Consider the following 15699-nt stretch of genomic DNA (forward strand, 5'->3'; position numbering starts at 1 on the left):
TCGTTCCAATAAATGCCGGAGTGACGCACAATATGGTGCAGACACCCCGGCTTTTTGTATTTATTCTGTCAGCTTCAGAAATTCACGCACATCCTGAACAGATAAATCCATTGCATTTTGCCAAAAATCTGCTTGTCGCAGATCGACGCCAAGGTGTTTCTCCGCAAGCTCCTCCACGGTCATTCTCCCGGTATCACGCAGCAATGCCACATATTTATCCTCAAAGGCAGCCCCTTGACGAACCGCTTCCGCATAAATGCCTGCACTAAACATATAGCCAAAGGTATATGGGAAGTTATAAAACGGCACCTCGGTAATATAAAAATGCAGCTTGGACGCCCAAAAATGCGGATGATATTCCGCGAGTGAATCCCTGTAGCCCTGCTTTTGCGCTTCCACCATAAGCTCATTAAGCCGCTCAACGCTGACCAAGCCCTTACTGCGTTCCTCATAAAACTTCGTTTCAAATAGAAAACGCGCATGAATATTCATATAAAAGGCTACCGAGCGTTGAATTTTGTCCTCAAGTAGAGTTAGACGCTCTTCAGCGTTAACGGCGCTTTTCATAGCTGCATCAGACACAATCAACTCAGCAAACGTTGAAGCCGTCTCCGCCACATTCATCGCATAATCCTGCGCCAGCGCCGGCAAATCATTCATCACATGCTGATGATAGCCATGACCCAGCTCATGCGCCAGAGTGGATACATTGGAAGCTGTGCCCGCATACGTCATGAAAATCCGCGTTTGCTCGGCAATCGGGAAGGAGGTGCAGAATCCACCCGGTCTTTTGCCCGGCCGATCCTCGGCTTCGATCCATCCCTTGTCAAAGGCCTGGGCCGAGAAGTCAGCCAGCTTTGGGCTAAAGCGTCGAAATTGATCCACGATCAGCTGCGCACCTTCGTCATAAGTGAAATGCTTGCTGCCTTGACCAACAGGAGCCTCTACATCGTACCAGCTCAGTCGCTCTACACCCAGCAGCTTCGCCTTGCGCTGTAAATATTCGACAAACACATCCTTGCTCTTATCAATCACGCCCCACATGGCATCCAGTGTCTTCTTGGACATCCGGTTGATGGACAGAGGTTCTTTATGTATACCTTCCCAGCCGCGGCGCTCATACAGCTTCAATCGGAATCCAGCCAAATGATTCAGGGCATCGGCGCAATAGTCGGCATGCTCGCCCCATTGCTTCTCCCAGAGACCGAATAACTGCTGACGTACGACACGATCTGGATGATGCATTTTATTCGCCGCCTGACCGGCAGAGAGCTCCAGAATATCCCCGTTTTCTTCGAACTTGATGCGAAATTTACTTACCGTTGTGTTATAGGCTTCGCCCCAGCCATGATAACCGTCAATAGCCAGATCATTGATCAGTGCTTCCTGCTCAGGAGGCAGCTTCTCTGCTGCAAGTGCTCGGCGTTCTGTCAACGGATAGACGATTTCCTTAAGCTCTGGACTCGACAGCAGCCTTTCCCAATCCACCTCGCTGATCTCTGCCAAATACTGATCGAATCGCGTCATGACAGAAGCATAGGTCGCATACGACGTTTTCACACGATCGGCCAAGCCAATAGCAGCCTTATCCGCCTGATTCTCGGCAGCAAGGCAAGCTACAAAAGAGTCGGACTCCCGCAATTTCTTGGCAATGGATTGCAGAAGGTCCAGAATCGGCAGCAATGCTGTTGTATCCACAGGTGTCGGTAAGGACTTTAATCCATCCAACTGAGCCTCTAATTGGGTAATCTCGGTACGCATTCCCTCCAAGAAAGCCAAGAAAGCCGTTGAACTGCTGCCTCCACTGAAAAATGTTTCCAAATCCCATGTTTGCTGTAACGGTTTCAACATATGAGCATCGCACCTTTCCTAATAAATGAAGTATCTTTACCATTAAACCATATTTATGGCTGTAGCCAAAATAGTCCGTCCCCAGATTTTGGTTGAATTGTTACGTACGTTATGTTTAAATGATGACTATAGATCTATTGACAGGAGTTGACCGCAGCATGAAACCTTTACAGATCTCTGCCGAAACGGCGCAAAAACTTGCCAAACAGTTAAATATCCCGTTGGAGCACCTGATGCATATGCCACAGCATATTTTATTGCAAAAGATGGCCGAGCTTGCCAAGCAAATACCAGATCCAGCATCTGATTCAGAAGCAGCAGACAGCAAGAAGCAGGAACCTCATTCATGATTCCTTTTCTCAATACTTGGCCTTATGAGTTGATCCAGCAGGATGTATACTTTCAAGACTGTCCGCTTTGTGGTAAATCCAATGTATTACTGCCATTCAAAAGAAAAGACCTTCCCGAACTCATCAGCGGCGTCAAAAAACTTCTGGTGCTCCCCTGCTGCCTGAACAAGCTCATGATTGTGGGAGCCGATCGTGACTATTTACTTGCTAACCAACCTTTAAGAAATCAACGCTGACAAGCCCCTCAAAGCGATTGCCGGCTCTGTTCAGGAGTGTAAATAAGCATGAACCCTATCGCCTTTACCGATGCTTGCGTACTGATTGCTTTAAGCTATGCCGCTTTAAAATTAAAGCATCGTCTATTTATGGAGCGCTATGAGCTGTGGAGCGCTCCATTGTTAACAGGGTTGGCCTGCATTATTATTATGCTTCAACCCCATTTTGGCGATCCTTTTGCGGCTGTTCTGTATTGTATCCCGATTATTATGGCAGGTCTTCGCTTTGGTTGGATGATCGCATTGCTTTCTACCCTGCCACCAGCTATTTTCCTGCTCATGAGTGAACCTTTCGAAGAAAGCAGCTTTCTTCGAATCCTGCAGGAATTGTTGGCTCCAGCCCTTGTGAGTTCATGGTTTCACAAAAAAGAGAGCGCTTCCGCTTATGCTGAAATTCCTTTTATGGACGGTCTCAAGATTTGCGGAATTCTCGGTCTGACCCGGTTTCTGTTTGGCGGCTACCTATATACGAATACGCATATCGTTGACTATTTCAGTCAGCTGCTGCCGCTTCTGCTGTTCGCACTCGTGATTATTGTGTTGATCGCTATGTACAACGATGATAATCGGACTTGGGTGCTTCAGCACCGATTGGAGATTCAAGCCAATCAGGATAGATTAACAGGGCTCCCCAATCTGCGCAGCTTTATGAATATCGCTCAAAATACAGCCAGACGTCGACCACTTTCCATCATGATGATCGATATTGATAATTTCAAACGTTTTAATGATACATACGGGCATTTGCAGGGCGATCTCCTGTTGTGCGAGGTTGGACAGCTATTAAGCTCCATTATTCATGAGCATGACTACGCCGCCCGTTATGGGGGTGAGGAGTTTATCGTCTTAAGCCATATCACCGATAACGCTCAGCTGTCCGCTTATGCCCATAAGCTGTGTCATGCTGTCTCTGCACATCAATCTCACAGCCAGGAAGGAATAGGCGTTACGATTTCCATCGGGGTTTCGGTTTCTTTCAATCCGCAGGCAGATCTGCTGCGAATTATTTCCGAAGCCGATGAAGCACTATATGCTTCCAAGCATGACGGCAAAAACCGCTTTACACTGCATCCCTCGATCATGGGCATCACAACAAAAAACGCTTAGTGTCAGGGTTTCCATAATAGACCCGAGCACAAAGCGTTTTTTGATAAAATTATAGTTTACAGCGGTTACGATTAATCCAAACTTCCAAGCTCGGCAAGCTCGACCTTATCAGCCAGCATGTCCTCTCTTGTAACAATCCACTGCTCACGGGATGCACGGATCATACCTGCATCATTAATCCGTTTATCGTTGATAACTCTTCCAAACCATTTGACAGCTTCACCATAATGCTTCATTCTACGATTTAATTCTCCAATCAAATACATAAGCCGGGCATTATTCAACTCGCCAGTTTCAGTCTCCAGTACACTCGTGTAGGCATCCAGCGCGAATTGTAAAAAACGTTTCTCCTGCTGCTCATCGTTTTTATAACGGTACAGCCAGGCAATATGATGGAGCAATCCTGCAATTACACGTCCCTTTTCATTACGCAACTGCGCACATACCAAGGCCAGCTTGTACGTATACATTGCATCCTCCCAGCTGCGCTCCGTACCATAGTCCTTGTAAGCCCAATTATGGACAATTCGCTCCTCTACAGCCTGACGCTGCTCGGCAGTAAATTTCGTGATCGAATTCTCCGTACTGGCGTAACCGCAAAAAGGACAAACCCTGACGACGTAATAGTCGGGATTCGTATCTTTGTAATGAATACAAAAATCGGTATCCGTTTTGGTCGCCTTTTTAAAACTCGGCCTTACTCTTGATGTCTGGAAGGAGTTCTCACAATAAGCACAATCCACCTTGACCTGAAATAAAGGTTCAACCATAAACACACTTCCTTTTATGCATTCGTATTTATAAAATGGTGGGCAGGCCCGTTCAGCCTCTCCAGCATAAATTTCTGTAACTCCGGTTTTATTCCCGTTTGTTCCATCGCCTGCTTCATACAGCCAAGCCAGGCCTCAGCCCGCTGCGGCGTGATTTCAAAAGGCAGGTGCCGGGCACGCATCATAGGATGACCGTATTGATCCGAATACAGCGGCGGCCCCCCGAAAAATTGTGTCAAAAACAAAATCTGTTTTTCCATAACCGGTTCAATATGGGCAGGAAACAAAGGCCCAATTAAAGGATTCGCCTGTACCAACGGATAAAAGGCTTCCACAAGACGGCGAATGGTCGCCTCTCCTCCGATGGCTTGATATGGGGTCATGGATTGTTGTGAATCCTGTTGTTCAGACATAGCGCTTCTCACCTATCTATTTGGTGTCATTATATACAAACAAAAAAAGATGCTAATGCCCAGGCAATTAGCATCCGTTACCTAAGAAGGAACCGCTGCATAAGTAGGCTAGCTTTCCAAATCCTCTTCGTTGGAAGCCATTAAGGTTTCCTTGATTACAAAAGTAAACGCACATACGAGAATTCCAGCGATAATGCTCATCATGAGAATCAGCTCCCAATCTCATAGTAGTACAATTGTACCATATTTTTTTTGAAAATTCAGCAATTTAGCTGACTGTTGTATTTTTTTTATGATAGTTTGTCCCCATATTACAGGCATGTCTACCTATTGGGCTACATATGGATAAGAGATGCAGCCTCATAAGCGGGAGGGTTATTAAATGAAGGTTAACAATTTCGCGTTCACTTACGGGATTGGCTTAATGGCAGTTGGCTTATTGGTCTCCATGCTCTTCTTTCCAGCACAAGCTCTTCACGCCTCTCTGAAAGGTTTATCGATATGGTGGGATATTTTGTTTCCAGCATTATTTCCTTTTCTTGTAGTTTCCGAAATGATGCTTGGCCTGGGCATCGTCCATTTCTTTGGAATGCTGCTGGACCCGATCATGCGTCCCGTGTTTCGTATTCCTGGGACAGGCGGTTTTGTGATGGCTATGGGCTTCGCCGCCGGTTATCCGGTCGCTGCCAAGCTCACCTCACAGCTATGGGAACAACGGTTGGTTAATCGTGAAGAGGGGGAACGGCTTGTGGCATTCACAACCACCTCTGATCCCATCTTCCTGATCGGAGCCGTTTCCGTCGGATTTTTCCATGATGTGAGCCTTGCCGTTATTTTGGCAACCGCTCATTACGGTACTGCTATCCTCGTTGGCTTCATGATGAGGTTTCACGGAGGTTCAGCTTCCAAGAAGGTAACGGAACCAGCACCTCAAACTGCCAGCCATACATCGACTCGCCTCTTAACCCGCGCCTTTAAAGCGATGCATCGGGCGAGATTGCTTGATGGAAGGAGTCTTGGCGAGATGCTGAGGCAGGCTGTTCAATCATCTCTACAGTTGGTGATGGTGATTGGTGGTCTCGTGGTGTTTTTTGCTGTCGTCATAGAAATTATGACCTCCATACAGGTGATGCCGATTGTATATAAGGGGATTGATGTTGTGCTTCAATTATTTGGTGTGCCAACCGCACTTTCCGAAGCGGTAGCTGGAGGTATATTCGAGGTCACACTTGGAGCCAAGGCAGCCGGTAGTGCTCCCGCACCGATCAGTTTAATGCACAAAGCGGCTATCGCCGCGTTTATCCTTTCTTGGGCAGGACTATCTGTGCATGCGCAAATCATCTCGATTCTGCATCACACGAATCTGCGCTATTTTCCATTCGTTATGGCAAGACTTATACATGGGCTATTGGCCGCCACTGCCGTAATTCTGTTATGGGAGCCCATGCAGTCGTACCGTGGAGCCACGGCCCTCTCGCTGCCTGTGATGAGTTTATCGACCTCATTACCAACCAAGCCCAGTTCTGTGCTAACATGGATAACAGCAGCGTGTATAGGTGTGCTTTTGGGCCTGCTCATGTTTTATGCTTTGCATCTTGCGGTTAAACAATGTATGAAGTGGTTAAAATGACCAATAAAATTAAAATTTCGGGAAGGTAGGCTAAACGATGAATACCAAGAATCCTTATTCAACTATCGGGTTGCCGCTGGAAATCGAGCGTTTAAGCGAGCTTGCTTATAATTTGTGGTTTAGCTGGAACGATGAGGCCAAGGCCCTATTTTCCCTTATTGATCCCAAGCGATGGGAACAGACTCTGCATAATCCCGTACGCCTGCTGTTGGAAACCGATTCCGAGGTTTGGAGCGCTTTAAGTAAGGACGGTCCTTTTCTTGAGCAATATGAGCGCGTTTGTCAGCAGTGGGATGCTTACCTCAGTGATACCACCTGGTTTCAAAAAAGCTACCCCGAGCATCTCCAGCACCGTATCGCTTACTTTTCCGCCGAGTTCGGTTTTCATGAATCCTTGCAGATTTACTCCGGTGGTCTTGGCATATTGGCTGGAGACCATTGTAAATCGGCAAGTGATCTGGGTATTCCGTTAGTCGGCGTTGGACTTCTATATAAACGCGGTTACTTTATGCAAAAAATCAATCAGAATGGCCAGCAGCAGGCTGAACAGATCGTCTATGATTTTAACCATCTGCCCATCCTTCCCGTATCCAATAACAATGGAGAACAGCTCGTTATCACCATTTCTATTGCTGATCGTACGGTCCATCTTCGAATCTGGCAAGCCCGGATTGGACGCAATTCCGTGTATTTACTCGATTCTGATGTGGAAGGCAACAGTCCCTGGGATCGTGAATTAACTGCTCAGCTGTATGGCGGCGACCAGGATATTCGCATTGCGCAGGAGCTGCTGCTCGGTATGGGTGGTGTTAAGGCACTTCGGGCGCTTGAGCTGCCAACAGCGGTTTATCATATTAATGAGGGCCACGCGGCCTTTCAGGCTTTTGAAAGAATCCGCGAGCAGCTCGAAAATGGCGTTCCCTTCCATATTGCTCTGGAGGTTATTCGCTCCAGCTCCATTTTCACAACGCATACACCTGTTCCTGCTGGCCACGATGCGTTCACCCAAAGTATGGTTGAATATTATTGCAGCAGCTTGTTGAATCGTTGGAACGCCCACAGGCATGAATTCCTGCAGCTCGGCATGGACGAAGCCAAGCAGCTGTTCAACATGACACACCTGGCTCTGAATACAGCCGCATTGCGCAATGGTGTTAGTAAGCTGCACGGTGAAGTATCACGGGATATGTTCCGATCGTTTCACAACAACATTGGCGTTCAGGAGGTACCGATCCATCATATTACCAATGGTGTCCACATGCCGACCTGGCTCGCTCCAGAGCTGAAGGAGCTGTACAGCCGGTTTCTGCCTGGAAGATGGCTGGAGGATCAAACGAGCGGCAACCTCTGGAAGTCATTGGAGCTAATTCCTGCCGAGTCCTTGTGGGAGACTCATGTGGCGCTCAAGGAGCGTATGATCCGGTTTGCCCGCAGCAATCTCCGTGAACAGTTTACTAGAAACGGCCAACCTGCCGAGATCATTGAAGGTGTACATAGCTATCTATCTGCACGAGCGCTAACTATCGGCTTCGCACGCCGGTTTGCCACATACAAGCGGGCCAATCTTATATTTAGCGATTTGGATCGTTTGGACAGGCTGGTCAATGATCCCGAACGTCCGGTGCAATTTCTGTTTGCAGGTAAAGCCCACCCTGCTGATCAGCCTGGCCAGGACATGATTCGCGACATTTATCGCGTGTCCCAAATGAATCGTTTTCGCGGCAAAATTATTTTGCTTGAAAATTACGATATGAATATGGCCCGTCATCTGGTTCAAGGTGTAGATGTTTGGCTCAACAATCCGCGCCGTCCTTACGAAGCAAGCGGCACCAGCGGTCAGAAAGCAGCCATGAACGGTGTCATCAACTTCAGTATTCTGGATGGTTGGTGGGAAGAAGGCTATAACGGCACCAATGGCTGGAGCATCGAAGGTAATAATGAGGCGGATTGGCATACTCAGGAGCTTGAGAACACCGAATCCATCTACCGTCAGCTTGAGCAGGAAATTGTTCCTCTCTACTACAATGAAGGCAAGCTGCCTACGCAATGGGTAGACCGGATGAAGCAATCCATTCAGTCCCTTGCTCCTGTATACAATACCGACCGCATGGTGATGGATTATACCAACAAAGCTTACATGCCTTCTCTAAAGAGAACATTGCAATTTTTGGATAATGACTATGATCTGGTCACCAAAGTCGCGGATTATAAAAGGTTTATCATTTCCAATTGGCACCATGTCCGATTTATTGAAATTCGTGATGATGTCAATGGACAATCTGCCGAATTCGCTGCCAAAGCCTCCAATGACAAGAAACAGGGATTGAAGGAAGTGACTGCAACCCTCTCGTTCGGACCCATTTGGTATAAGGATACGGTCGTTGAAATTGTTTACTATGAGCAGCGCGGCGAGGATTGGTATCCCGTTGTGATTCAGATGGAGCCGAGTCGGGAGCTCGATAACCGTGTTGTCCAGTTTAAGGCTGTCATTGCTTCCCATCTGCAGCATCTGACCCACTACACCATAAGGATCAGGCCGATCAGCCCAAGCTTTGTCAGCTCCTTTGAACTGCCATTGGTCACAACGACTTAATTAGCCTGACGCAACTCCTTCATCTTCACCCGCTTCGCCCTTCAATCGGCATTTAGCTGCTGATCTGAGGGGCGTTTGTACTTTCGTCGCTTGCCGCCATTGTGTTATCCGTCAATATTGATTATGATGGAATTATCGTTTCACAAATAACTGATTAATGGTGATTGAATGAATTGGGATCAAGCTTTAGCGCTGGAAATCGTTGTCCCCAAGATGAGCATAAGTCTTATTATCGTAGGTAAGACCAAGGAAGGCCTGCCCTTCTGCTATGAGGACAATTTCACTTTGCAACAAGTCAATGCTGAGCAGATGGTCACCACTATAGAGTTTCATACCTGGAACCCGCTAGAACAGCTGCAGGATATTGGTTTTATCGAAATCTCGTTCCGTGAACGAGGTATTTTGTATTACGCTTTTGTTGAACTGCTCCACCAATCCGTAAGCCAAGCTGTATGCTCACTAACCTTATCCGTCCCTCATGAATTCCGTACCTTTCAGAATCGCAGAGCTAACCGAATTCAGCTTGATGCCCGCACTCCTCTGACCTGTAGAGTGATCGGAGTACGCAAAACCGCTTCCTATCAAGGCGAAGCCTTTTCCGGATTTATTCACGATATCTCCGCAGTTGGACTTTCTTTTGTAACCAATACGCGAATATTTTATCCTTTGTTTCTTGAGCTTAGCTTTGAACTACCTGATGATCCACATTCCTATGTACTGCACGGTGAAATCGTCAGGGTATCCAATTATGCCCATGACTCCTATCGGTTTGCTGTTGAATTCCGCGATATCCCTGAGGCCACAGCACAGCTCATTAATGAATATTGCTCACGAGCCCAGCTGTAAAAGGCTTGTCCCTTGGACAAGCCCATAGAATATGTAGGACATGCTTACGATGTGGGCTTTCCATTCGGAAAGCCCTTAGGAAATGCTTACGATGATGGCTTTCCATTCGGAAAGCCCTTAGGGTATGCTTACGATGTTGGCTTTCCATTCGGAAAGCCCTTAGGAGGAAATGATTTGAAATATAATGTTATACATCGCGGTGATGATATATCGTTCCGCCTCATGCAGACGTTCCATCAGCTGGTCGAGAAATACGACCTTGTTCATGAAGAGGAGAATCCTGATCTGGTGCTCTCTATCGGAGGCGACGGTACCCTTCTCCACGCTTTTCATCAATATAAGGATCAATTGGAAACGACCGCATTTGTAGGTATTCATACCGGCAGGCTTGGTTTTTTTGCGGATTGGAAGCCGGATGAAGTCGAATTATTAGCCGAGCTGATTGGCGAAAGTGCGGAGCAAAACGATCTTCGTATCGTCAAATATCCGTTGGTAGAAATTCAGATTACGACTCCTCTCGGAATCGAAACGCAGCTGGCGCTGAATGAATTCACGTTGAAGGGCATTGACGCTACGCTGACCGCTCAGCTGCATATCAATGACGAACCGTTGGAAACCTTCCGTGGCGACGGTATCTGTATTTCGACCCCAGCAGGCAGCACGGCGTATAATAAAAGCTTGGGCGGGGCTATTGTCCACCCTTCTCTGGATGCTATTCAGATTGCCGAGATCGCGTCGATCAACAACCGTGTGTATCGTACTCTGGGGTCTGCCATTATTTTGCCTAAGCATCATCACTGCGATATTTACCCTCGGGCGAGCCAAAACATACTACTTTCACTCGATCATGTGTATACCCAGCGTAATGATATTTTATCGATCAGAAGCATGGTAGCGGCAGGCAAAAAGGTTAAGTTCGCGCGTTTTCGTCCATTCCCCTTTTGGAGCCGTGTCCGTGAAGCGTTCATTGGCTACGAATCAGTTCAATAAACTGGTTACAACAACTCATAACTCCGCTATTTTTTGTGAAGTGTCCGATAATGGTGCGGGGTTATGCCCTCATGCTTTTTGAACAGGCGAATAAAGGTCGTTCTGCTATAAATGCCAACCTTTTGCGAGATGTCGCTGATCGTCCAATTCGTTGACAGCAGCAACTCCTTGGCTTTGGTCATGCGGAATTGACTAATGTATGTCGAGAGATGAACGCCTGTTTTCTCATGGAAAGCCCGCGAAATATATTTCGTGGAAACCCCCATTTCATTAGCTATTTTCTCCAAATATAAATCATGATGATAATTGTCCTCAATATAGTGCTTGATCATTGCAGCGAGCGAACTGGATTTTCCCTGCTCCTGATCCTCGGTATACTCAATTACGTTTTCAAAAAAATGAAGCAGCAGCCGTTTCTTTTCTTCAACTCCCAAATAAAGGTCAGACTTTTTATCCAGTGCCGCGTGCTCCTGCTCCGTAATCAAATCGTGTGCATTCAAACCGTTTTCCCCCAGAAAGCGGCATCCGGTATAGTAAATAGCCGATAAAAGTGAAGATACAGCGGCATGTGAAACGTTCAATCTGTTCTTGTGAAGAAGGTCATCGATTTTGTTCGTCAGGCTTTCAAGATTCCGCGTCTTCAGGCAGTTGATGATCATGTTCTCATCAATAAAGGAGTACGCATACTGCGTAACCGCAGGCGGCAGCTGCTGCGCATCGATCATTTGAAAATCCTTCTGCGGGTCCGCTGCTTCCAAGGCATGCACCGCATCCGTATAAGATTTGACCAGCCCCTGCATCCCGGTATGGACGGTTCCTATGCCAATATGAATATAGCAATACTGCGAGTCATAACGAAACGTATCCAGCAGCTGCTTCAGCCCGTCCTTGACCTGCTGCAGACTGTCCTCCATGTCCCGCACATTGATGGCACAAGTGTACAGACACTCCCGCTCCTCCAAAATATAGGCGTTCACATGCGGCTGGATCAGCCCCCATACGATCTTCTTAAGCTTATCCAAAATAATCAGCCGTTCCGTATCCTGAATATCATCATAAAAAGCCGGCTTCAGTCCGAATTGGATGTAACAGCACATGTATGCCGGATGAATGAATTGAACCTGCTCAGCCAGCATTTTATGGAGCTCCTTCTCATTGATTGCTGTACTGCCCTGTACATAATTCAGCAGCGATTGATCCAGGTATTCCGTGGACTTGAGCTCAAGCTCATTTTTGAATTTGTGGTTATATTCGATCAATTGATGAATGCCTCTGCCGATCTGCTCAAACTCGTTGGCCGTCCCCGCTCTGCCTGTCGGTTCTTCTGCGAGCTCACTTTTGCTCATTAAAATATCACGGATGCGTTGAATCGGGTTGTACAGGTTAAAGGTGAAAATGAAGGAAAACAAAATGCCCACCACAACAAGAACGAGACAGATCGTCACAATTAAAGTTACAAAATAGTTGATCTGCTCCTTAAAATCGGATACCGGGGTGATCGCGTAATAGTTCCAGCCGTAGCTTTCAGACTTGATATAATTGACAATATAATGCGTGCTGCCCAGCTTGAATTCACCATACTTGGCGTTGCCGGAGCCGAAATAACCGTTGAGCTCGCTAAGCATACCGGAGTCCTGCATGCTTTTGTCACTGCTTAGAATGACATTGCCGTTATGGTCGCTCAGGATAAACGAGGTTGAAGGCGTGACAGCATGGTTCAGAATCGTCCTCTGCAGCATATCGACCGAAAGCGTCGTGACCAGAATCGCTTTATGACCGTTGACCGTATTCATAAAAACGAGCGGAATTACGCTTGTATGTACACCATTATTGAGCTTCACCTCGGAAACCTGAAGAATCTCAATCGATTTCTCTGTGAGCAGCTTTTGCTTCCAGAATTGCTTATTGTACTGCTGAAAGGAATACCCCTTATCAAAATAATAATCAAAATCATCCAGACCTGCTGCGGTGTACACCTTCTGATTGTCCGCGAACAAAAACAGATTAACACTCAGGGCACTAAGGTTACCGGCGATTTTGGAAAGTGTGTCCGGGATTTCGGCAATGCGTACTCTTTCCTGCAAATTGTATTCATCGTAAGGCAGCAGCAGCGGCCTTTTTTCATAAAAGAAGTTAATGCTGGTTTCCTGAATGGTACGCATATAAATTTCGATCGTATTGGCCGAGGACTGTAAATTCATTTGCACCTTTTGAGTAAATTCATCCTGTAAGCGGTTACTGACATTGATATAAAAAACTGCTCCAATAATAATAATCGGGAGCAGCAAGGAGAGAAAATACAACAGAATGCGAAAAAATAATCGGTTTAATCTGGGCATACGTCTAGTCATCCATCGCATTCGTATCTTCCTCTCCCGCTGCCAAGCAGCCATTCATGATGATTCATATCCGTCAAGCTTATACTAATGCATCCCAAGTACGAATGTAAATGCTTAAAGCTGAGCCGGCTGACGAATGATCCAGATTTCGGCAACGTTCAAACGCTTGAACCCTCTCACGCGCTGGAACGTCAATTTAATTTGTCCGTCGGCTAACGCCTCCTGCGGGATGGATGACTCATGAATCGTCACCATGCCTTCCCGGACATGAATATCCTCCTGAATAACATAACGGTCGTTGACCGTCAAACGTACCCAGCAATCCCGGGACAGCTCGGCGTCTACCGTATCACCCACATAGGCGACTTTGACGGTATAGGCGGAATCCGGGTCCAGATGCTGATAGGTGGCATGAATAGGGGTATCCGCCAGCGCATTCACATGCTGTGCCCAGGCAAGCGGTACGCCGCCCAACGCGCGCTTTTTCTCTTCGTTCATCCTCAGCAAATAAATCGATGGCGCAACCCGTGGTGAGTGCAAATATCCGGGGTCCTCATAACCGCCCATACCCGGATCTACCCGACCTGCACTGCGGTAAGATCCCAAATTGTCGTAGCTGCCGCCGGGACCCGGATTCGTCCGACTCAAGGCCTGACGGATATGAAGCAGCCTTGCCTGCTCATCAGCCAGCCCACGTACCAGCCTGAACTGTGTACGCAGCCAATTGGCATCATTCAGCGGGGCATCGATCGTATCCATGAATGCTCCCCGATCAACCGCAATTGCATAATGACGTTCAACAGTAAGCTGGGAGCCGATATTGGCGAACAGCTCATCAGCGAGCTCGCAGCAGCGCTGCTTGTAGCCTTGAGCAACCGGAGCCGTATTGGCCTGCTCAAGAACCCGCTCGGCTTGCTCCACGGCATTCAAACTGCCCAGTCTGCCAGCGTCGCGCAGCAGATCCTTGGCCTTATGCTCCAGCTCCGTTTCATAAATGAGCCGCCGCTTAACGTAGGCATCATAATAGGCGCGGATCAAGCCCATTTGAAAGCGGTACTGGTTCAGTACCTGTGGCCCTCCCTCCTGCTCCATCTGCATCCACTGCTGTAAGGTCACTTCCACCTGGTCATTGATAATGAGCGGTCCGACCCAATTCTGCTCCAAAGCGAGCAGTCCCTGAGCCACGCCCTCGGCAACCTCGTTGCCAATGAACAGACGGGCAAAGTCGCGAAGTGTTTCAATCACAGGTGTGTCCGGATTCCAGTCCTGGTCGCTCCACACAAATTTGTTCACATCATCGTTAATCCCTTCCGAGTACGATATGTTGCCATCGGCGTATGCAGCAAACTGGTTATGGATATGCTTCTCTGCCAAGGGGCGCGGGTTATACGATTCTCGGGCCGCTGTCATCGCCAGTGCCAAATCCCAATCCGCGACCGGGTACTGGCAGTGGTAATTATGCGTAATATCCTCATAACGGCGAATCTGGTATTTCTGTGGGATCCGTTCCCGGTATACGGGCAGCAGCTCATCGATATGCGGTCCGTACACAACGCCGCCAAGCCATTCAGGCTCTTGATTTACCTGCTCATAAAAGGCCTCAAGCCAAGGTCTTGGCTCATATTTCATCACCTGCGGAGATAGCCATATGCGCGCCTGCGGATGGTAGCGCTGCAGCAGCTCCGATAGTTCCCCAGACCATTCGAACAGCGGAACCGGATGCATTCCGCCCGGATCACTGCCGGGAATCATCACAGCATCGATCCGCGAAAGCTTGCTGAAGATCTCCTCCCGCTCCGCCAACTCCCCTCTGCGAACCTCGGGATCTGAATAATCCTCAGCCATATTGGGATACCAGATCCACACATTCAGGCCATAGGAATCAATAATCGCTGACAGCTGAATCATCATCTGGAGCGGGTCTACCTTCATCAACGGACCTGTCGCATCATCATCGGTGCGCGGCGGTAAAATTTCAATACTGTTCGCTCCGAACAACGCCAGCTCACGAATATACTGTTCATACTGTTCGACGCTCCAAGCGTCATAAGCGTTCGTCTTCGGGCGATAGCCAAGCTGGTGGCCGCGGATCGGAAAGCTTGGGGAGCTCACCATGTGCGTCTGGACGCTCATGCCAATCGATTGCTCGCTCATCACGGCTTTACGCAGAAACCTCCCTACGCCGTACAGAACCCCACGGGCGTCCTTGCCGATGATATACACGATCGTCGTTCCAGCTTGTGCTGCGACATGTACAATGAAGCCTTCAGGCTGTAGACTGCCGATATCCGCCTCCAGCTCACTCCTATGCAGGATAAGGCTATCCAGAGCTGCTGCTGTGCCCGCGATAATCAGCGGCTGCTGTTGCTGCTGAGGCTCGGACGGCAAGCTGTCCAGCTGTGTCCAGGACACTCCTGTTCGCTTCGCGACCTCCTCAATCAGTACCTGTATCGCTTTGGCTTCAGCTCCGCGGGCTGCCGAGGAAGCAACAACGCGAGCTGCGGATAATTCAATAACCGCTTTCATTTATATCCC

Annotated in this window: 12 protein-coding genes; 7 read left to right on the forward strand and 5 right to left on the reverse strand. The window is 48.0% G+C overall.

Going from position 1 to position 15699, the window contains the following annotated elements; genetic code table 11:
• Positions 1–60: 60 nt before the first annotated feature.
• Positions 61–1851, reverse strand: a complete 1791-nt coding sequence (locus BK127_RS28745) for a M3 family oligoendopeptidase (protein ID WP_076235550.1) — start codon at positions 1849–1851, stop codon at positions 61–63.
• A gap of 158 nt (positions 1852–2009) precedes the next feature.
• Here BK127_RS28745 and BK127_RS28750 point away from each other — a divergent pair, with 158 nt between their 5' ends.
• From BK127_RS28750 to BK127_RS28760, 3 genes are read left to right on the forward strand one after another with little or no spacing between them, the layout of a single operon-like run.
• Entirely contained in the window at positions 2010–2201 is a 192-nt protein-coding gene (locus BK127_RS28750) for a YycC family protein (RefSeq protein WP_076235551.1), read from the forward strand.
• The gene (locus BK127_RS28755; RefSeq protein ID WP_076235552.1) at positions 2198–2437 is read left to right on the forward strand and encodes a hypothetical protein; all 240 of its coding nucleotides are present in this window, start codon (positions 2198–2200) and stop codon (positions 2435–2437) included. Before BK127_RS28750 ends, BK127_RS28755 begins: the two co-directional genes overlap by 4 nt.
• A 48-nt stretch (positions 2438–2485) precedes the next feature.
• Positions 2486–3583 carry a GGDEF domain-containing protein gene (locus BK127_RS28760; protein ID WP_083689676.1) on the forward strand — a complete coding sequence of 366 codons (1098 nt, stop codon included), beginning with the start codon at positions 2486–2488 and terminating at the stop codon, positions 3581–3583.
• Between the two features lie 71 nt (positions 3584–3654).
• Here the strand turns inward: BK127_RS28760 and BK127_RS28765 are convergent, their stop codons facing one another.
• Together BK127_RS28765 and BK127_RS28770 are read right to left on the reverse strand one after the other, a co-directional pair.
• A complete protein-coding gene (locus BK127_RS28765; protein WP_076235554.1) occupies positions 3655–4353 on the reverse strand; it encodes a DUF2225 domain-containing protein in 699 nt (232 codons plus the stop codon).
• Positions 4354–4367: 14 nt separating this feature from the next.
• Positions 4368–4766, reverse strand: a complete 399-nt coding sequence (locus BK127_RS28770; protein WP_076235555.1) for a globin domain-containing protein — start codon at positions 4764–4766, stop codon at positions 4368–4370.
• A gap of 382 nt (positions 4767–5148) precedes the next feature.
• On the opposite strand from BK127_RS28770, the gene ylbJ reads away from it, so the two are divergent.
• From ylbJ to BK127_RS28790, 4 genes are all read left to right on the forward strand, one after another.
• The gene (gene ylbJ, locus BK127_RS28775) at positions 5149–6396 is read left to right on the forward strand and encodes a sporulation integral membrane protein YlbJ (RefSeq protein WP_076235556.1); all 1248 of its coding nucleotides are present in this window, start codon (positions 5149–5151) and stop codon (positions 6394–6396) included.
• A 37-nt stretch (positions 6397–6433) separates the two neighbouring features.
• A complete protein-coding gene (glgP, locus tag BK127_RS28780) occupies positions 6434–8989 on the forward strand; it encodes an alpha-glucan family phosphorylase (protein WP_076235557.1) in 2556 nt (851 codons plus the stop codon).
• A gap of 213 nt (positions 8990–9202) precedes the next feature.
• Positions 9203–9835, forward strand: coding sequence for a PilZ domain-containing protein (locus tag BK127_RS28785; RefSeq protein ID WP_256711492.1), 633 nt, complete (start codon positions 9203–9205; stop codon positions 9833–9835).
• A 174-nt stretch (positions 9836–10009) separates the two neighbouring features.
• On the forward strand, positions 10010–10825 hold the full coding sequence (locus tag BK127_RS28790; protein WP_076235605.1) for an NAD kinase: 816 nt from the start codon (positions 10010–10012) through the stop codon (positions 10823–10825).
• A 26-nt stretch (positions 10826–10851) separates the two neighbouring features.
• Here BK127_RS28790 and BK127_RS28795 read toward each other — a convergent pair whose 3' ends face one another.
• Both BK127_RS28795 and BK127_RS28800 read right to left on the reverse strand, forming a co-directional pair.
• Positions 10852–13176, reverse strand: coding sequence for a helix-turn-helix domain-containing protein (locus BK127_RS28795; protein WP_179097645.1), 2325 nt, complete (start codon positions 13174–13176; stop codon positions 10852–10854).
• A 102-nt stretch (positions 13177–13278) separates the two neighbouring features.
• Positions 13279–15690 carry an alpha-glucuronidase family glycosyl hydrolase gene (locus BK127_RS28800; protein WP_076235560.1) on the reverse strand — a complete coding sequence of 804 codons (2412 nt, stop codon included), beginning with the start codon at positions 15688–15690 and terminating at the stop codon, positions 13279–13281.
• Positions 15691–15699: the final 9 nt, after the last annotated feature.

This window comes from Paenibacillus sp. FSL H7-0331 (assembly GCF_001956045.1).